At 70.4% G+C, this 18,213-nt stretch carries 19 protein-coding genes; 11 read left to right on the forward strand and 8 right to left on the reverse strand.

Going from position 1 to position 18,213, the window contains the following annotated elements; genetic code table 11:
* Positions 1-5: 5 nt before the first annotated feature.
* The 3 genes from AC1RTC_RS10530 to AC1RTC_RS10540 are packed head-to-tail and all read left to right on the forward strand — an operon-like array spanning position 6 to position 3,312.
* Positions 6-1,211, forward strand: a complete 1,206-nt coding sequence (locus AC1RTC_RS10530) for a cytidylyltransferase domain-containing protein (protein ID WP_493155481.1) — start codon at positions 6-8, stop codon at positions 1,209-1,211.
* Positions 1,184-2,053 (forward strand): N-acetylneuraminate synthase family protein, encoded by an 870-nt coding sequence (locus AC1RTC_RS10535; RefSeq protein ID WP_493155482.1) that lies wholly within the window; start codon positions 1,184-1,186, stop codon positions 2,051-2,053. Before AC1RTC_RS10530 ends, AC1RTC_RS10535 begins: the two co-directional genes overlap by 28 nt.
* On the forward strand, positions 2,050-3,312 hold the full coding sequence (locus tag AC1RTC_RS10540; protein ID WP_493155483.1) for a DUF6716 putative glycosyltransferase: 1,263 nt from the start codon (positions 2,050-2,052) through the stop codon (positions 3,310-3,312). Before AC1RTC_RS10535 ends, AC1RTC_RS10540 begins: the two co-directional genes overlap by 4 nt.
* 3 nt (positions 3,313-3,315) lie before the next feature.
* Here the strand turns inward: AC1RTC_RS10540 and AC1RTC_RS10545 are convergent, their stop codons facing one another.
* On the reverse strand, positions 3,316-3,978 hold the full coding sequence (locus AC1RTC_RS10545; protein ID WP_493155484.1) for a 4a-hydroxytetrahydrobiopterin dehydratase: 663 nt from the start codon (positions 3,976-3,978) through the stop codon (positions 3,316-3,318).
* Between the two features lie 101 nt (positions 3,979-4,079).
* On the opposite strand from AC1RTC_RS10545, the gene AC1RTC_RS10550 reads away from it, so the two are divergent.
* The gene (locus tag AC1RTC_RS10550) at positions 4,080-4,778 is read left to right on the forward strand and encodes a ThuA domain-containing protein (protein ID WP_493155485.1); all 699 of its coding nucleotides are present in this window, start codon (positions 4,080-4,082) and stop codon (positions 4,776-4,778) included.
* The gene (locus tag AC1RTC_RS10555; protein WP_493155486.1) at positions 4,757-5,863 is read left to right on the forward strand and encodes a Gfo/Idh/MocA family protein; all 1,107 of its coding nucleotides are present in this window, start codon (positions 4,757-4,759) and stop codon (positions 5,861-5,863) included. The genes AC1RTC_RS10550 and AC1RTC_RS10555 overlap by 22 nt, the downstream gene beginning before the upstream one ends.
* On the opposite strand, the gene AC1RTC_RS10560 is transcribed toward AC1RTC_RS10555, so the two are convergent.
* Entirely contained in the window at positions 5,829-6,830 is a 1,002-nt protein-coding gene (locus AC1RTC_RS10560; protein WP_493155487.1) for a LacI family DNA-binding transcriptional regulator, read from the reverse strand. The genes AC1RTC_RS10555 and AC1RTC_RS10560 overlap by 35 nt on opposite strands.
* A 130-nt stretch (positions 6,831-6,960) precedes the next feature.
* Between AC1RTC_RS10560 and AC1RTC_RS10565 the strand changes: the two genes are divergently transcribed.
* Positions 6,961-7,857 (forward strand): EamA family transporter, encoded by an 897-nt coding sequence (locus AC1RTC_RS10565; RefSeq protein ID WP_493155488.1) that lies wholly within the window; start codon positions 6,961-6,963, stop codon positions 7,855-7,857.
* A 56-nt stretch (positions 7,858-7,913) separates the two neighbouring features.
* Positions 7,914-8,594, forward strand: a complete 681-nt coding sequence (locus AC1RTC_RS10570) for a response regulator transcription factor (protein ID WP_493155489.1) — start codon at positions 7,914-7,916, stop codon at positions 8,592-8,594.
* A 3-nt stretch (positions 8,595-8,597) separates the two neighbouring features.
* Here AC1RTC_RS10570 and AC1RTC_RS10575 read toward each other — a convergent pair whose 3' ends face one another.
* Positions 8,598-9,626, reverse strand: a complete 1,029-nt coding sequence (locus AC1RTC_RS10575; protein WP_493155490.1) for an LLM class F420-dependent oxidoreductase — start codon at positions 9,624-9,626, stop codon at positions 8,598-8,600.
* Between the two features lie 4 nt (positions 9,627-9,630).
* Complete coding sequence (locus AC1RTC_RS10580) at positions 9,631-10,023, reverse strand: RidA family protein (RefSeq protein ID WP_493155491.1); 393 nt, start codon at positions 10,021-10,023, stop codon at positions 9,631-9,633.
* A gap of 23 nt (positions 10,024-10,046) precedes the next feature.
* Here AC1RTC_RS10580 and AC1RTC_RS10585 point away from each other — a divergent pair, with 23 nt between their 5' ends.
* Positions 10,047-11,210 carry an alanine racemase gene (locus AC1RTC_RS10585; RefSeq protein WP_493155492.1) on the forward strand — a complete coding sequence of 388 codons (1,164 nt, stop codon included), beginning with the start codon at positions 10,047-10,049 and terminating at the stop codon, positions 11,208-11,210.
* A 115-nt stretch (positions 11,211-11,325) separates the two neighbouring features.
* Here AC1RTC_RS10585 and AC1RTC_RS10590 read toward each other — a convergent pair whose 3' ends face one another.
* Complete coding sequence (locus tag AC1RTC_RS10590; protein WP_493155493.1) at positions 11,326-11,940, reverse strand: M23 family metallopeptidase; 615 nt, start codon at positions 11,938-11,940, stop codon at positions 11,326-11,328.
* Between the two features lie 245 nt (positions 11,941-12,185).
* On the opposite strand from AC1RTC_RS10590, the gene AC1RTC_RS10595 reads away from it, so the two are divergent.
* Positions 12,186-12,950 (forward strand): GntR family transcriptional regulator, encoded by a 765-nt coding sequence (locus AC1RTC_RS10595; protein WP_493155494.1) that lies wholly within the window; start codon positions 12,186-12,188, stop codon positions 12,948-12,950.
* A gap of 143 nt (positions 12,951-13,093) precedes the next feature.
* Here AC1RTC_RS10595 and AC1RTC_RS10600 read toward each other — a convergent pair whose 3' ends face one another.
* The 3 genes from AC1RTC_RS10600 to AC1RTC_RS10610 all read right to left on the reverse strand — a co-directional run bounded on the left by AC1RTC_RS10600 (position 13,094) and on the right by AC1RTC_RS10610 (position 16,209).
* Positions 13,094-13,960 carry a carbohydrate ABC transporter permease gene (locus AC1RTC_RS10600; protein ID WP_493155495.1) on the reverse strand — a complete coding sequence of 289 codons (867 nt, stop codon included), beginning with the start codon at positions 13,958-13,960 and terminating at the stop codon, positions 13,094-13,096.
* Positions 13,961-13,969: 9 nt separating this feature from the next.
* Entirely contained in the window at positions 13,970-14,854 is an 885-nt protein-coding gene (locus AC1RTC_RS10605) for a carbohydrate ABC transporter permease (protein ID WP_493155496.1), read from the reverse strand.
* Between the two features lie 74 nt (positions 14,855-14,928).
* Entirely contained in the window at positions 14,929-16,209 is a 1,281-nt protein-coding gene (locus AC1RTC_RS10610) for an ABC transporter substrate-binding protein (protein ID WP_493155497.1), read from the reverse strand.
* A gap of 206 nt (positions 16,210-16,415) precedes the next feature.
* Between AC1RTC_RS10610 and AC1RTC_RS10615 the strand changes: the two genes are divergently transcribed.
* Positions 16,416-17,462 (forward strand): Gfo/Idh/MocA family protein, encoded by a 1,047-nt coding sequence (locus tag AC1RTC_RS10615; RefSeq protein WP_493155498.1) that lies wholly within the window; start codon positions 16,416-16,418, stop codon positions 17,460-17,462.
* A complete protein-coding gene (locus AC1RTC_RS10620; protein WP_493155499.1) occupies positions 17,459-18,205 on the forward strand; it encodes a GntR family transcriptional regulator in 747 nt (248 codons plus the stop codon). Before AC1RTC_RS10615 ends, AC1RTC_RS10620 begins: the two co-directional genes overlap by 4 nt.
* The last annotated feature ends 8 nt before the right edge of the window (positions 18,206-18,213 follow it).

Below are 18,213 nucleotides of genomic sequence, written 5' to 3' on the forward strand. Positions count from 1 at the left end.
CACGAATGACCTCGACCGCCGCTCGCACCATCGCGGTGATCCCCGCGCGCGGGGGGTCCAAGGGCGTCCCCGGGAAGAACCTGCGCACCGTCGGCGGCGTCTCGCTCATCGCGCGGGCCGTCGGGTCGGCCGTCGCGGCGCGGCTCGTCGACGACGTGTATGTCAGCACCGACAGCCCCGAGATCGCGGCGGCCGCCCGTGCGGCGGGCGCGCTCGTCGTGGACCGTCCCGCTGAGCTGTCGGACGACGGCGCCAGCTCGGAGGCCGCGCTGCTGCACGCGCTCGGTGCGATCGAGCCCGCCCCGGGCATCCTCGTGTTCATCCAGGCGACCTCGCCGTTCATCGACCCCGCCGACCTGGACGCGGCAGTCTCGCGGGTCGCGTCCGGGGAGTCCGACGTGGTGCTCGCGGCGCGCGAGTCGCACGGGTTCCTCTGGCGGCAGACCGACGAGGGCGCGCGCGGCATCAACCACGACGCGTCGTTCCGACTGCGGAGGCAGGACTCCGAGCCGCAGTTCCTGGAGACCGGCGCGTTCTACGTGATGCGCGCCGCAGGCTTCGTGGAGGCGGGGTTCCGGTTCTTCGGGCGCGTCGGCCTCGCGATCGTCCCCGACCTCACGGCAATCGAGATCGACAGCTTCGACGACCTGCAGCTCGCATCGGCGATCGCGCCGCTCGTCTCGCCCGCCGGTCGCATCGACGTGGACGCCGTCGTCACCGACTTCGACGGGGTGCACACCGACGACCGCGTGCACGTGGGGTCCGACGGCTCCGAGTCCGTGACCGTCAGCCGCTCCGACGGCATGGGGATCGCCCTTCTCCGCCGCGCGGGGCTGCCGGTGCTCATCCTCTCGACAGAGGCCAACCCGGTGGTGTCGGTCCGCGCGCACAAGCTCAAGGTCGAGGTGCGGCAGGCGGTCGACGACAAGGCCAGCGTGCTCACCCGCTGGGCCGCGGACAACAGCGTCGACCTTTCCCGCGTCGCGTTCGTCGGCAACGACGTGAACGACCTCGGCTGCCTGCGGCTGGTCGGGTGGCCGGTGGCGGTCGCGGATGCCCACCCTCTCGTCCTCGCCGCGGCGCGCGTGGTGCTCACCAGCGCCGGCGGCCACGGTGCGATCCGCGAACTTGCGGACCGCGTGCTCACCCCTCACGACTCATCAACCCCAACCCTGGAGGAACTATGGTCACGCTCGGCGCCAACACCGTAGGCACGACGCACCCCGTCTACGTCATCGCGGAGATCGGGCTGAACCACAACGGCGACGTCGAGATCGCCAAGCAGCTCATCGACGTCGCGGCGGAGGCGGGCGCGCAGGCCGTCAAGTTCCAGAAGCGCACGCCCGAGATCTCCACGCCCGACCACATGAAGAGTGTGCTGCGCGAGACGCCGTGGGGCACCATGACCTACCTCGACTACCGGTACCGCGTGGAGTTCGACCGCGACCAGTACGTCGAGATCGGCGACTACGCGAACCTGCGCGGCCTCGACTGGTTCGCATCGCCGTGGGATGAGCCGTCCGTCGAGTTCCTCGAGGACCTCAACGTCGTGGCGCACAAGGTGGCCTCCGCCTCGGTCACCGACGTCGGGCTGCTCCGCGCCCTCGCCGACACGGGGAAGCCGATCATCCTCTCCACCGGCATGTCGACCATCGAGCAGATCGATGCCGCGGTCGAGGTCTTCGACCCGGAGAAGCTCATCGTGCTGCACGCGACCTCGACGTACCCGCTGCCGCCCGAGGAGGCGAACCTCCGCATGATCGAGACGCTCGGCACGCGCTACCCGGGCGTGCCGATCGGCTACTCCGGCCACGAGCGCGGACTGCAGATCTCGCTCGCCGCGGTTGCCCTCGGTGCCGTCGCCGTGGAGCGCCACATCACGCTCGACCGCACGATGTGGGGCTCCGACCACGCGGCATCCCTCGAGCCCGGCGGCTTCGAGCACCTCGTGCGCGACATCCGGATCATCACCGAGGCCATGGGCGACGGCGTGAAGCAGGTGTTCCCCGGTGAGCTCGCACCCCTCGCGAAGCTCCGCCGGGTCGGCGCGTGAAAGTACTCGGGATCTCCGACTCCGACTCGTACATCAAGTGGGGCGCCTCGGTGCTCGACCGCGTGCCCGCCGAGTGGGAGACCAGCCTCGTCGTGATCCGGACCCCGGCACTGCCGAGCCCGAGCCAGCTCGAGTCGGCGCTCGCGGGCACCGCGTTCCCCGCCGCCGAGGTTCCGCTCGTCGACCTGGACGGCCTCGCCGCCCTCGTGGCGCGGGAGCGCCCCGACGCGGTGCTGCTCTCCGTGCGAGGACCGGTGGTGCGCGTGCTGGTGCGGATGATCGTGGCCGCCGTCGACCGCCGCCCCGTCATCGTCAGCGGCCTCCCGGGCATCTCCATCCCGGAGACCCTCCTCGCGCTCTACTACCGCTCGCAGGTCGACCTCATGATCCTGCACAGCAAGCGCGAGATCGCCGCCTTCCGGGCGCTCGCCGCGCAGTGGGGTATCGAGCAGGAGTTCGCGCTCTCGACCCTGCCGTTCCTCTCGGCCTCGCCGGCGGCGGTCGGCGGGGGGCGCGATGTCGTGTTCGCGGCACAGGCCAAGGTGCCGAAACTCCTCTCCGAGCGGGAGCAGATCGTGTCGTGGCTCGTGGCGGCGGCCCGGCAGCAGCCCGAGCACCGCATCGTGGTGAAGCTCCGCGGCCTGGCGGGCGAGCAGCAGACGCACTCGGAGAGGTACCCCTACGACGAGATCCTGGCCGCCATCCCCGATCTCCCCGAGAACCTCGTCGTGAGCACGGGGCCGATGTCGAGCCATCTCGAGGATGCCGCGGCCCTCGTCACCGTGAGCTCGACGGCGGCGATCGAGGCCGTGGCGATGGGCGTCCCGGTGCTGGCGATCGACGACTTCGGCGTCTCAGGCCCGCTCATCAACCTGGTCTTCGAGGGCAGCGGGATGCTCGGCAGCTCCGCCGACCTGATCGAGGGCGTGTACCGCCTGCCGAGCGAGGCGTGGCTCGACGAGAACTACTTCCACGCCGCATCCGACGAGACCTGGATCGCGGCCATCGAGGCGGCGGTCGCCCGCGGTCCGGTGCCGCTGCGGAAGCAGTTCCGCGCGACCCTCGGCGGGAACCTCCGCCGGATCTGGGACCGCAAGCGTGCTCTCGGCCCCTACGACCGCACGCTCGGCGGCTATCTCGCGCTCGCCGTGGGGCTCCCGCTGCGCGGGGCCGTCCGCCGGCTGCGCAAGGTCCGCGCGCTACTGAGCCCGCCCGCGCCGGTCGAGCCGCCGGTAGTCCGTCCCCGCACCAACGCCTAGCGGCTATCCCTCGTCCTGGAAGTCTTCGAAGTCGGGCCAGATGGCGACATCGATACCGTGGTTGTCGGGCGACGCGATGGTCCACCACTCGGGCGACGAGTTGACGAGCCGGCCGCCGGCGGCGAGGGCGGCCGCGACCCGGGCCTCCGCGAAGTCCGCGGGCACCGAGATGTCGATGTGGGTGCGGCCGCGGCCCGGCTTCGGCGGGGTCAGCTCGTGCACCCAGACGTGCGGGTTGCGGCGCTGGGGGTCGATCGCGTCCCCCTCGCCGAGCACCTCGTAGCCCATGATCGCGGCCCAGAACGGCCGCACGTCGACATCCTTGTCCTGCGCGACGGCGATGCCGGTGACCAGGAGCGTGGACGGGTCCGAGCGGTAGCCGCCCGCGCGGGCGACCTCGGAGACGCGCCGCGCGAGCTGGGGGTCCGCCGCCCCGAGGCTCCCGTCGGGGTGGGTGAAGGTGCGGACGGTGACCCCGTGCGGCCGCATGTCGATGTCGGGGGAGTGCCCGACCTCCTCGGCGACCTCGGCGATCGCCGCGACGAGGGCGGCGGCGTGCGCGAACGAGTCGCACACGTAGTGGGCGTAGGCGCCCCAGTACAGCACGCGCCAGTCGTCGACGCCCGGCTCCTCGTGGAACTTCTTCGCGGTCATGCGTGAGGTCATGACTCCTGTCTAGGGCCTGCCACCGATATCGGAAAGATGTTTTTGCGCAAAAAGCCTGTGGAGGTTTGACCGGGTGTCTGGCCCGCGCCTACCGTGAGCGCATGCCCCAGGCCCTCATCGTGCGCGGCGGGTGGGACGGCCATGAGCCGGTCGCCGCCACCGAGCTCTTCCTGCCCTACCTCGAGGCCAACGGGTACGCCGTCCGGATCGAGGAGTCGCCCGCCGTCTACGCAGACGCGGAGGCGATGGCGGCCACCGACCTGGTCCTGCAGTCGATGACGATGTCGGAGGCGACGGACGAAGAGGTCAGCGGTCTGCGCGCCGCGGTCGCCGCCGGCACCGGCCTCACCGGCTGGCACGGCGGCATCGCCGACTCGTTCCGCGCATCCTCCGACTACCTGCAGCTCGTGGGCGGCCAGTTCGCGACCCACCCCAGCAGGTCTCCGGATGCCGTCGCCGCCGACGAGGCGAACGGCAATGTCCTCCCGTACACGGTCGAGATGACGGCACTGGGGCGCGAGCACCCGATCACCGCGGGCATCGGGGACTTCGAGCTCGAGACCGAGCAGTACTGGGTACTGCACGACGACCTCATCGACGTGCTCGCCACGACGACGCACCCCGTGCGGCCGTGGCATCCCTGGCATCGGCCCGTTGTCTCGCCCGTGGTGTGGACGCGGCTCTGGGGCAGGGGCTGCGTCGTGGTGAGCACGCCCGGGCACAGCCTCGACGTGCTCCGCGACCCGAATGTCCGCACCATCATCGAAAGAGGAATCCTGTGGGCCACCCGTACCGCGTAGGAATCGTCGGGCTCGGCAACATCTCCGGGCAGTACCTGTCGACCTTCGCCGGCGCGAGCAGCGTCGTCGTCACGGCGGTCGCCGACCTCGACACCGACCGCGCGGAGGCCGTGGCGGCGACGCTGCCCGCGGCGGCGGTCCTGAGCGCCGACCAGCTGGTGGCCTCGCCCGACGTCGATGTCGTGCTCAACCTGACCATCCCCGCGGCACACCGCGAGATCGCGCTCGCCGCGATCGGCGCGGGCAAGGACGTCTACGGCGAGAAGCCCCTGGCCGTCACCCTCGAGGACGGCCGCGGCATCGTCGAGCGCGCCGCGGCGGCGGGGACGCGGGTCGGGTCGGCGCCGGACACGGTCCTCGGTACGGGAACCCAGACCGCGCGATCGGCCATCGAGCGCGGCCTGATCGGCGCGCCGATCGCCGCCTCGGCGGTCATGGTGACGCCCGGGCACGAGCTGTGGCATCCGCGCCCCGCCTTCTACTACCAGCCCGGTGGAGGCCCGCTGCTCGACATGGGGCCGTACTACGTGTCGGCGCTCGTGCAGCTGCTCGGCCCGGTGCGGATCGTCACGGGCGCCGCGAGTGCGCTGCGGCCCCACCGCACGGTGGCGACGGGGGAGCTCAAGGGGCAGACCATCGATGTGGCGGTGCCCACGCACGTGACGGGCGTGCTCGAGCACGACTCCGGAGTGCTCTCCACGATCACCATGAGCTTCGACAGTGCCGCGACGGCGTCGTCCCACCTCGAGGTGCACGGCGAGGAGGGCAGCCTCATCGTGCCCGACCCCAACGGCTTCGGCGGCGACGTGCTGCGGCACGGCGTGCAGGGCGGCGAGTGGACGCCGGTGCGAGTGGACGCCGGCTACGCGGACGCCTCGCGCGGCGTGGGGCTCATCGACTTCATGGCGGCGACCGCCGACCGCCCGGCGCGGGCGAGCGGCGAGTTCGCCCTGCACGTGCTCGACATTATGACCACGCTGCTGCGCTCCGCCGACCTCGGCCGCGCACTGCGGCTCACCTCGACGGCCATCGTGCCCCCGCTCGTGCCGCTCACGCCCCCGGGCGAGTGGAGGTCGAGCCTCTGACCACGAGCTCGGAGGGCAGCTCGATCCGCTCGTGATGGACCGCGCCGTTCCGCAGCTCCTGCACCAGCTCGACCGCACGGGCCGCCATCGCCTGCAGCGGCTGCCGCACCGTGGTGAGCGGCGGCTGCATCACACGTGCCCGGGGCTCGTCGTTGAATCCGACGACACTCACCTGCTCGGGGATCGCGAGCCCCAGCTGATCGGCAGCGCGGTAGACGGCCGCCGCCATCTGGTCGCTGCAGGCGAAGACGCCCGCCGGTCCGCCCGCGGCGAGGGCGTCGAGCAGCTGGCGCGTCGGGGCCGAGCCGGTCCACGGCGATTCGACACGGGTGATGGATGCCGACGGCGCACGCTCCGCGACCGCACGCCGGAACCCCTCCTCCCGCGCCCGCCCGAACCGGTACGGCGGCGTCCCGCCGACGAGGACGAAGCGCCCGCGCCCCGTGCCCGCCAGATGCGCCCCGGCGTCGTAGCCGCCCTGCCAGTCGGTGGTGCCCACGCTCGCGAGCTCGCCCTCGGGATCAGACCGCGGGTCGAGCAGCACGAGGGGGATGTTGAGCCCGCGGAGCTCGTGCAGCTGGCGGTGGGTGGGCCGGATGATCCCGAGGATCACGCCGGCCGGCCGCCGGGTGGCGACCCGCGCCGGCCAGTCGTCGGCGGGGTCGTCGCGCTCGAGCGTGAGCACCAGGTCGAAGCCGAGGCCGAACGCGCTCTGCCGGGCGCCCGCCGTGATCGCGTCGGTCCAGGCGTCGTCGAACCCGCCGAGCACGAGCTCGATGAGGCGGGAGTCGAGCGCGGCGGGGCGGCCGCGCGGCTCATCGGCCCGGTTGTACCCGAGGTCGCGGGCCGCGGCGAGGATGCGCTCCCGGGTCTCGGGGCGGAGGTCGCCACGGCCGGCCAGCGCGCGCGACACGGAGGAGACGGAGACCCCGGCGGCGTCGGCGATCGCGCGGAGGGTCGCACTCATGCTCGTCAGGGTATCCCGCCGGACGTTCTGCGCCGGCGCCTCCCGACTGGACGACGGGCTGGGCGGGCGAGAGGTCTGGGGATCCGAGGGGCGTGGAATCAGTGTCGCACCGGCACGGTACGGTCATGGGATGACGACCGCCACCGCTCAGCGCAGGGGCGGCACGGTCGGCGCGGCGGGGCTCGTGCTCATCGGTCTCATCTGCCAGGACATCGGCGCCGCCTCCGCTGTGACGCTCTTCCCGCAGGTCGGCGCGCTCGGCATGGTCACGCTGCGGCTGGTGTTCTCGGCCGCGATCCTGATGGCCGTGTTCCGGCCCCGCCTGCGCGGGCGCTCCAGGGCCGATTGGCTCACGGTCGTCGCGTTCGGCCTCGTGCTCGCCCTCATGAACGGGCTGTTCTACGAGGCGATCGCGCGGGTGCCGCTCGGCACGACGGTGACCATCGAGGTGCTGGGGCCGCTCATCCTGTCGGTGGTGGTGAGCCGCAAGGCGTCGGCGTGGCTGTGGGCGGTGCTCGCGTTCGTGGGCGTGGCGATCCTCGGCTGGAACGGGTTCGAGCAGCTCGACCCGGTCGGCGTCGCGTTCGCGTGCGGTGCTGGCGTGATGTGGGTCGCGTACATCCTGCTCTCCGCGCGCACGGGGCGGCGCTTCGAGCGGCTCGACGGCCTCGCCATCGCCATGAGCATCGGAGCCGTCGTGACCGCGCCGTTCGGCATCCTCACCGCCGGCCCGCCGCTCTTCCACATGAACGTGCTGCTCATCGGCGTCGCCGTCGCGGTGCTGTCGTCCGCGATCCCGTACGGACTCGAGCTGCTGGCGCTGCGCCGGCTGCCCGCGGCGACCTTCTCGATCCTGATGAGCCTGTCACCGGCACTCGCCGCGACGGCCGGCCTGGTCATCCTGCACCAGGCGCTGACCGTGCCGGATGCCGTCGCCATCGTCCTCGTCGTGATCGCGAGCATGGGGGCGGTGCGCGCCGCCGCCAGAGCCGAACGGCAGCTGCCGGTCGTACTCCCGGGAGAGTAGGCGGTCTCATCCCCGCGCCCGATGTATTTCACAGCCTCATCGCCGAGAGTGGGGTCATGACAACGACACGAGCCGTTCGGATCCTGGTCGTCGACGAGGAGGAGCCCCTCACCCACGTCCTCACCCTCGCCCTGGAGCTGGAGGGCTGGGAGGTGCGGGTGGCCCCGACCGGTGCGGGTGCGCTCGACGCCGTGCCCGAGTTCCAGCCGGACATCGTGCTGCTCGACATGATGCTGCCGGACGCCCTCGGCACCGAGGTGGTCACGGGACTGCGCGCGATGGACGTCACCGCGCCGATCGTGTTCCTCACCGGGCGCACCTCGCACGAGGACCGCCTAGCGGGCTACGCCGCGGGTGCCGACGACTACATCACCAAGCCGTTCGGGCTCGAGGAGGTCGTCGACCACCTCCGCCCGCTCGTGCGCCGCCTCGGCCTCGCGCCGACGAGCCACGCGTACGCCGATCTCGTGCTCGACGACTCCACGGCGGAGGTGTGGCGGGGCGACGAGCGAATCCCGCTGACCCCCATCGAGTTCGAGATGCTGCGCGCCCTGCTGGAGAACCACGACACGCCCCTCACGCTCGGCCAGGTACTGCGCTCGCTCGCGGTGCGCGGCACGCGCGTGCCCCGCGAGCTCGCCCAGCGCATGCTCGACCGGATGCTCACCCTCGTCAACAGCGACCGCACGCCGCTCGTTCACGTCGTGGGCGCCGGCGGGTGGATGCTCGCGGCGTAGCGCCTACAGCAGCGACCGCGCCGCCTCGACCGCGGCGATGCGGCCCTGGCGGGTGGGGGCGAGCGGCGCGATCATGAGGGTCGTGACTCCGGATGCCACGAGGGCAGTCACCCGGTCGCGCACCTCGGACTCCGTCCCGATGAGCGCGGTCTCGCGCACGAGCTCCTCGGGCAGGGCCTCGGCCGCCGCGGCCTTCTCCCCGGCGAGGTACAGCTCCTGCACCCGGGCGGCCTCGTCGCCGTAGCCGTAGCGCACCGCGAGGTCGTTGTAGAAGTTCGCGTCCCGCGCGCCCATTCCGCCCACGTACAGCGCCACGCGCTGGCGGTGCGCGTCGAGAGCCTGGTCGGCGCCGGGGCCGATGTGGAAGGGCGCCGTCACGATCACGTCGAGCGGCCCGAGTGCGGGGTCGCGGCGAGCGGCACCGGCGGCAAGGGCATCCCCCCACGCGGCCGCGCTCTTCGTCGGGTGGTAGAACAGCGGCAGCCAGCCGTCGGCGATCTCGGCGGTCTGCTCCACGGCCTTCGGAGTGAGGGAGGCAAGGGCGATCGGGATGCCCTCCCGCACGGGCGTGTTGATGAGCTTGAGCGGCTTGCCGAGGCCGCCGGGCAGCGGGATCGTGTAGTTCTTGCCCGCGTGCTCGAGCCTCTCCCGCCGCCACACCGAGCGGCAGATCTCCACGATCTCGCGCTGGCGGCCGAGGGGCGCGCTGAACTGCACCCCGTGGAATCCCTCGATCACCTGGGCACCGGAGGAGCCGAGGCCCAGCTCGAAGCGCCCGCCCGAGACCGAGTCGAGCCCGGCGGCCGTCATGGCGAGCAGCGCGGGCGTGCGCGAGTAGATCGGCAGGATCGCCGAGAGCAGCGCCACGCGCTCGGTGATTGCGGCGAGGTAGCCGAGGCGGCTCACGGCGTCGAACGAGTACGCCTCCGCGACCGCGACGAGGTCGATGCCCGCGCGCTCGAACTCGACGACCTCCGTGGCGGAGTTGGCGAAGTCGTCGGCGTAGTCGACGGTGATGCCGAGGCGGGTCACGGCGCTACTCGATGACGGCGAGCGCGTCGATCTCGACGAGCATCTGGGGAAGGGGAAGCGCGGGGAAGACCGTGGTGCGCGAGGGCAGGATGCCGCTCGGCACGAACTCCGCCATGAACTCGGTGTACACGGCGTTCATCGCCGCGAAGTCCTCGCGGGTGGTGAGGTACACGCGCAGCATGATGACGTCCTCGAACGAGGAGCCCGCTGCGACCAGGATCGCCCGCAGGTTCTGGAGCGTCTGGCGGGTCTGCTCCGCGATGTCCGCCGAGAACTCGCCCGTGGCCGGGTGGGCGCCGCCCTGGCCGCTCACCGCGAGCAGCGGCCCCTTGCGGACAGCCTGTGAGAACACGGGCATGGGTGCCGGCGCGGCGTCGGTGACGATCCTCATCTTCATGCTGCCAACGCTAGCCTGAACGCATGCAGGACGTCGCGCTCGGGCCGTGGGCCAAATCGTTCCCGGCATCGAGCTGGGGGATGACGCAGCGCGAGTTCCTCGCCACCGAGCCCCGGCTCTCCGCCTTCGCCACGCCGCTGCTCACCATCGACCGCTCCGCCACCGCGAACAACGTCGCCGTCATGGCGGACTGGCTCGTCGAGCGGGGCCTCGAGATCGCGCCCCACGGCAAGACGACCATGGCCCCGCAGCTCTGGCAGCAGCTGCTCGACGGCGGCGCGTGGGGGCTCACCCTCGCCACCGCCTGGCAGGTGCAGCTCGCGCGCTCGTTCGGCGTGCGGCGGATCATCCTCGCCAACGAGCTCATCGACCCGGTCGCCCTGCGCTGGCTGGGTGTCGAGCTCGCCGACCCGGCCTTCGAGTTCACCTGCTGGGTCGACAGCATCGAGGCCGTCGCGCTCATGCGGTCCGGTCTCGCGGGCGCGTCCCGGCCCGTCGACGTCGTGATCGAGCTCGGCTCCGGCCGGGCGGGCGCCCCCTCGGTCGAGGATGCCCTGGCCGTTGCCGCGGCGGTCGACGCCGCCCCCGAGCTCCGGCTGGCGGGGGTGGGCGGCTACGAGGGCTCCGCCGGGAGCACCCGGTCGTCCGCGGACGTGGACGCCGTGCGCGCCTACCTCGACCGCGTGGTCGAGCTCCACGCCGCGATCGCCTGGCGGTCCAAGCCCATCGTCACGGCGGGCGGCAGTGCGTACTTCGACCTCGTGGCCGACGTGCTCGGCCCGCTCGTCGGGGCTGCGACCGTCGTACTGCGCTCCGGCGCGTACCAGTTGCACGACGAGGGCTTCTACCGCGGGATCACGCCCCTGCCGGGCCTGCGCTCGGCGATGCACGGCTGGGCGCGCGTGCTCTCCCGCCCCGCGCCCGGCCTCGCCATCCTCGACGGGGGCAAGCGCGACTTCCCCTACGACCTCGACCTGCCGACGTCGGTGTACGGGCCGCTCTCGAGGGTGAACGACCAGCACGGGTACCTCCCGTACGCCAGCGAGGGCCCCGCGATCGGCGACGTCCTCCGCCTCGGGCTGTCGCACCCCTGCACGGCGTTCGACAAGTGGCGCCTCATCCCGGTCGTCGATGATGCCGACGCCGACGACCCCCGCGTCGTGGACCTCGTGCGGACGTTCTTCTAGCGCTGTTCCGGCCGGCCTAGCGACTTTCCCGCCGCGCTACAGGTTTTGTTTCGCGCGCCACAATTTGCTGTAGCGCGACGCGGAATCTGTAGCGCGGGGACGACTAGTCAGCTCCTCAGGGCAGCCAGCCCATGGGGTCGACGCGCGTGCCGCCCGCGTAGACCTCGAAATGGAGGTGGGGGACCGACGCGTAGCCGGTCTGGCCGACGATGCCGAGCGCGTCGCCCGCGGCCACGAACTGGCCGACGGAGACGCTCTGCGAGCCCGAGACCATGTGCGCGTAGAGGGTGTAGATGCCGCCGCCGTGGTCGACCTTCACATAGGCGCCCCAGCCGTCGTCCTCGGCCACGGTCACGACCGTGCCGGGGGAGGCGGCGACGATGGTCGAGCCGCCCGGAGCCATGATGTCGACGCCGCCGTGGAACTCGCCGCCGTCGCGGTAGCCGAAACCGTCGTTGATGCCGCCGTTGCCCGGCCACATCATGAGCGTGCCGGTGATGGAGAAGGCCAGGGCGGGCTCCTCCTCGATGGTCTGGACGCCGAACGCGTCGCGCGAGACCGGGGTGGGCGCGTCGAAGTACCCCGAGGCGAACGACTGCGCCTCGATGGGGGCGGTCGACGACGCGGGGGCGGCGGTGTACGAGTAGTTGTTGCCGGCGATGGCCGCGGCGGGGATGCTGACACCGATGATCAGGGTCGTGACAGCACACAGCGTCAGTGAGCGTTTCAAAAGTCTCTTTCGGGTCTTGTTTACGGCAAACTGGCCAGTTGAAACCCCCTGGTTTCGCCTCAGTCGCCACATGATTCGCGTTGGCGAACATCACGTGCATCCGACCGGACACTGACCTCCGGCGCGACCCGGAAATGCACGGGACACGCAAGCAAGCGTTTAACAGAGTACCAGACGCCCTCCCGAAGGGGTCAGGTTGGCCGTGTGTTCCCCGATAAACACTGGTGTGGTGGTATACAGGTCACGTGTCGACAGCACTGGAAACCAGCGGTTCGATCCGCCCTGACTACCCCGAGCCACTCTGGATCCAGGCGGTGAACCTGATCACCTCGGAGATCGAATCAGGGGTGCTCAAGCCGGGAATGCGGCTTCCCCCGGAGCGCGAGCTCTGCCAGCAGCTGAGCATCTCACGCGTCACCCTCCGCAAGGCGCTCAACCAGCTCGTGCAGGACGGGCTGCTCAACGCCTCCCACGGCCGGGGCTGGTACGTCGCCGCCGCCGGGTCGAGCAAGGAGTGGCCGAACAGCCTCGAGTCGTTCACCGAGACGGCGGCACGGATGGGCCTCACGTCGAGCTCGACGGTGCTGACCTCGGCCGTGCGGCACGCGTCCATCGACGAGGCTGAGGAGTTCTCCATCGCCCCCGGGACCCGGCTCTTCGCCCTCGACCGCGTGCGGTACCTGGGGGATGTTCCCATCGCGATCGACTTCACGCGCATCCCCGCCGATCTGGTCCCGGACTTCGAGCAGACCGACTTCCGCACCGCCTCGCTCTACGACGTTCTGCTGCGCGCCGGCCTGTCGCCGGCGCGGGCGGATGCCACGATCGAGGCCCGCGAGGCGGACGCGTACGCCGCCCAGCACCTGGACCTCGAGGTAGGCAAGCCGCTGCTCGTCATGAACCAGCTCGTGGTGGACGCCTCAGACAAGCCGCTCTTCGCCTCGAAGATCCAGTACAGCGGCGACCGCTACCGCCTGCGCACGTTCTTCGCCCGCGGCCCCCGTCGCTAGCGAGGGGTGAGTATCGCGCCCTGGCGCGCGTATCGAAACGGTCCGGTTTCGATACGGCCGCGGGCGGCCTACTCAACCCACCGGCCGCGGGCGGCCTACTCAACCCACCGGCCGCGGGCGGCCTACTCAACCCACCGGCAGCGCTACTTGCCGTACCCCGCCGACAGGCCCTGGATGAACTGCCGCGAGAACACCGTGAACAGCACGATGAGGGGCAGCGCGCCGAGCGTGAGGGCGGCGAGCAGCGCCGGGTAGTCGCTCTGGAACTGCCCGACGAACTGCTGCACCCCGAGGGTGACCGTCTGGTTCTGCTTCGACGGCGCCAGGATGAGCGGGAACCACAGGTCGTTCCACACCGGCAGCATGGTGATGGATGCCACGGCCGCGAGCCCCGGCCGCACGAGGGGCAGCGCGATCCCGAGCACCCGGAACTCGCCGGCCCCGTCCATGCGGGCGGCCTCCTTCAGCTCCCCGGGCACGGATCGGAAGTACGTCATCATGAGCGCGATCGCGAGCGGCAGCTGCATCGCGGTGTAGACCAGCACGAGCGCCAGGAGGGTGTCGATGAGCTGGGTGGCGACCATCATCTTGATGATCGGCACGGTCCCGAGGCGGATCGGCAGCATGATCCCGATGATGAAGAAGCCGGTGAGCAGGGGCGAGATGCGCACCTTGTACTCGACGAGCGCCCAGGCCGCGCCGGTCGCGAGCACGATCGTGGCGGCGATGGTCGCAACGGTCACGATGATGCTGTTCGCGTAGTTCGCGGCGAAGTTGCCGCGCGTGAACACGTTCTTGTAGCCGTCGAGGTTGAACGTGTCGGCGGCGGGCAGGGCGAACGGCGCCCCGAAGATGCCCATGGTCGTCTTGAAGGAGTTCATGACGACCACGAGGATCGGCAGGATCGCGACGATCGCGAACACGATGAGAAGGCCGTGCACGAGGGTCGCCGAGGCGGCGTCGCCCTTCTGGAGTCGGGCGCGGCGCTGCTTGAAGGGAACGGTAGTCACGGGGTCGTCCTAGAGCTCGTAGGTCTTCAGGCGGCGCTGCAGCACCACGAAGTAGGAGGCGGTGGTCACGAGGATGATGAAGAACACCACGGAGGCGATCGTCGCGCCGAGGTCGGTGTCGGCGACCTGCCCGCTCGACCCGAAGAACGTGCGGTAGAACATGGTGCCCAGGATGTCGGTGGAGTAGTTGGGGCCGGGAGCCGAGCCGTTCAGCGCGTAGACGATGTCGAAGCCGTTGAACGTCCAGATGTAGGTCAGGATGGCGATGAGCCCGAACTGGGGGAGGATCAGCGGGAACTTGATCTGCCAGAAGGTCGCCCAGGCGCGGGCGCCGTCGATGCGCGACGCCTCGAGGATGTCGTCGGGGATCGCGATGAGGGCGGTGAACAGGAAGATCATCGGGATGCCGATGTACTGCCAGACGGACATGAGCGAGATCGTGGGGAGGGCGGTCGTGGCATCCCCGAGCAGCGGGAACGCGACGAGGCCCCAGAGCGGGTTGATGATGAGCCGCCAGAGGAAACCGACGATCACCACGGAAAGTGTCGCCGGGATGAAGAGCAGAGTGCGGTAGACCCCCCGCGAGCGGCGGATGGAGTTCGAGGTGAGGAGGGCCGCCATGAGCAGGCCGATCGGGAGCTCGACCACGAGGTGGATCGCGAAGAACTCGACGCTGTTGCGCAGCGCGTTCCAGAAGCGCTCGCTCACGTACGGGTCCGTGAAGAGGTACACGTAGTTGCCCAGGCCGACGAACCCGGCCGACCCCTTGTCGGAGTCGAAGAAGCTCAGGGCCACCGAGCTGAGCAGCGGGTACACGGAGAACCCGCCGTAGACGAGAAGGGCCGGCAGCACGAAGAGGGCCAGCAGGCGGTAGCGGGTGCCGGTGCGAATCATGGTGCTCCCATTGTGGTGGTGGAGAAGAGGGAGCGGCCCGCGCCGATGGTGCTGGCGCGGGCCGCTGGAGTGGATCAGCCTGCCGGGGTGTACCAGCTGTCGAGGTCCGTCTGGAGCTTCGACGTGGCATCCGTCGCCGACACGCCGTCGTTGAAGACGGTCTGCAGCACGGCCCAGGTGTTGTCGTCGAGCGGCGGGGTGCCGGCGCTCAGGCGGTCGAGCTGGAGGCGCGGCGTGAGCAGCGCGTCCGTCTTCAGGTCGGCGAACTCCTGGGCGAGGGCGTTCGTGTAGGTGACCGGCTCAGAGCCCATCGAGAAGAACCCGGGGACCTTGTCCACGTAGATGCTCTGGAAGTCGCTCGAGGCGAGCCAGGACAGGAACGTCTTGGCGGCGTCCTTGTTCTTGCTGTCGGCGTTGAGGCCGACACCCTGGTCGGGCATCTCCTGCAGGTAGCGCTGGTCGCCGGACGAGACCACCGGCGGGGCGAAGACGCCCACGTCGAGGCCGGTCGCGGTGGCCGCGGTGACATCCCACGAGCCGTCGGGCATGATGGCCGCCTTGCCGAGCGTGAACAGCTGCATCTGGTCCTCGTAGGTCAGGGACTGGTAGCCGTCGGGCATGAACGACTTGAGGTCGGAGACGGCCTGGAAGGCGTCCACGAACTCGGGGTCGGTCAGCTTCTTGGTGCCGTCGATGAGGCCGAGACGGCCCTCTTCGCCCTTCCAGTAGTTCGGGCCAATGCTGTCGAGCACGTTGTACGAGAGCTGCCAGCCGTCCGCAGAGCCGAGGGCGAGCGGCGTGTACTTGCCGTTGTCCTTGATGGCCTGCAGCACGTCGGTGAACTCGGCCATCGTCGTGGGGATCTCGAGGCCGAGCTCCTTGAAGATCGCCTTGTTGTAGTAGAAGCCGGCGAGCACGGAGGCGATCGGCACGCAGTACGGGTTGCCGTCGTTGCCCTGCCACGCTGCGAGAGCGGTGTCGGTGAACCCGTCGATGCCGTCGAGACCGGTGAGGTCGTCGAAGTAGCCGTCGTCGATCCACGCGCGGTTGACGTCGAACGGGCGGCACATGATCACATCGGGGCCGGTCCCGCTCTCGATCTGCGACTGGATCGCAGCGTTGTAGTCGTCCGTGCCGGTCGGCTGGTACGTGACCTTGATGTCCGGGTGGGCGGCCTCGAACGCCGGAATGACGTTCTCCTCCCACAGGGCCTGGTCTTCGACCCGCCAGTTGCCGAACGTGATCGTCGTGACGTCGCCGCTGTTTCCGGCGTCGCCGCCGGTCGAACAGCCTGCGAGCGTCAGGCCGAGTGCCGCGACGGTCAGGGCCGCGAGCGGTGCAAGTGTGGAACGCATGGTGTCTCCTCTCAACACTTAGTGCTTCGGGATGAAGCTCAACACGGCTGTGCCGCTAGGGCGACGCGTTGTATCAGCGACTATAGGGGGCAGTTACAAGAGGTAGCAAGAGGTATCTATTATTTCGTTATTGGTAGACCAAGGTAGAACCTCTAGCTATCATGTGGTTTGCGTGCGAGAGACGCTCGCGAACAGGGAGGCACCACGTGGTAGGCATCGGAATCCTCGGGTCTGGCTTCATCAGCGACCAGTACGTCGACGGCCTGCAGGACGTGCGCAACGCCACCCTCGTGGCCAACTACTCCCGCACGAAGGCCCGCGCCGTGGAGTTCGCGGCGAAGTGGTCGGAGCCCTGGGGGCCCATCCCGAACCAGTACGACGACATCGAGGCGCTGTGCGCCGACCCCGCCGTCGAGCTCGTCATCATCGCCCTGCCCAACGAGGCGCACGTCGAGGCGGTGCGGCTCGCCGCGAAGCACGGCAAGGGCGTCATCTGCACCAAGCCGCTGGCCCGCACCGGTGCGGAGGCGAAGGAGATCCTGCGCATCGTGAAGGATGCCGGCATCTGGGCCGCCTACGCCGAGTGCTCAGTGTTCTCCCCCAACGTGGTCAAGGCCTACGAGATGGTGCAGGCCGGCGGAATCGGCGAGCTGCTCACCATGCGCGCCCGCGAGGGCCACTCGGGCCCGCACGCTCCCCACTTCTGGGACGCCGAGACTGCCGGCGGCGGCGCCCTCCTCGACATGGGCTGCCACACCGTCGAGTCGGCCCGCCACTTCTTCGGCAAGGACAACCCCATCACCGAGGTCTGGGCGTGGGGCGCGACGCTGGTGCACGGCGACAAGACCACGGGAGAGGACACGGCGGTCGCGATGCTCAAGTTCGCCGGCGGCCAGATGGCCACGGTCGAGTCGTCCTGGATCGAGAAGGGCGGGATGCAGCTGCGCCACGAGTTCGTCGGATCCGCGGGGCGGCTCGTGACCGACAGCTCCGCCACCCCGGTCTGGGGCTTCATCCAGAACCCGGTCGGCTACCTGGTCGAGAAGTCGGACGCCGAGACGGGCTGGGTCTACCCCGTTCCGGAGGAGGCCCGCGCCTACGGGTTCTCGCAGCAGTTCCGCCACTTCGTCACCGCGTTCGAGAAGGGCGAGGAGCCGGACGAGACGTTCGAGGACGGGTACATCGTCAACTGCGTCCTCGACGCCTGCTACCGCTCCATGAGGTCGGGCGTCTGGGAGCCGGTGCTCGCGTGACACTCGCCCCCACCGCCCCCCGGGCGGACAGCGCCGACCCGCTCTGGATCCAGGCGGTCGACCACATCACCCGCGAGATCGCCGAGGGGCGCCTCGCCGCGGGCACGCGACTACCGCCGGAGCGCGAGCTGTGCGCGGATCTGAGCATCTCGCGCGTCACGCTGCGCAAGGCGCTGCTCAAGCTCGTGGACGACGGCGTGCTGCGCTCGTCCCACGGCCGCGGCTGGTTCGTGGCGGCGGGCCAGCAGAAGGACTGGCCGAACAGCCTGGAGTCGTTCAGCGAGACCGCCGAGCGCATGGGGCTCGTGGCATCGTCCCGGATCCTCCGCGCCGAGATCGCCCCCGCCACGATCGACGAGGCCGAGGAGCTGTCGATCGCGCCCGGAGCCCCGCTCTTCCGCCTCGAGCGGGTCCGGATGCTCAACCAGGTGCCGATCGCGCTCGACGACTCGCGCGTTCCGGCCGCACTGGTGCCCGGGTTCGACACCATCGACTTCGCGCACGCCTCCCTCTACGAGTCGCTGACCCGCGCCGGGCTCGACCTGCTCCGCGCAGAGTCGACGATCGAGGCCAAGCCCGCGGACCAGTACCTCGCCGCCCACCTCGCGGTCGAGCCGGGAACACCCGTGCTCGTCATGCACCAGGTCGTCGTCGACGGCGCCGACCGGCCCATCTTCTCCTCGCGCATCCGGTACGCGGGCGACCGCTACCGCCTGCGCACCTTCTTCTCCCGCACCGCCTAGACCAAGGA

Source organism: Rhodoglobus sp. GW821-FHT12B09 (assembly GCF_058809925.1).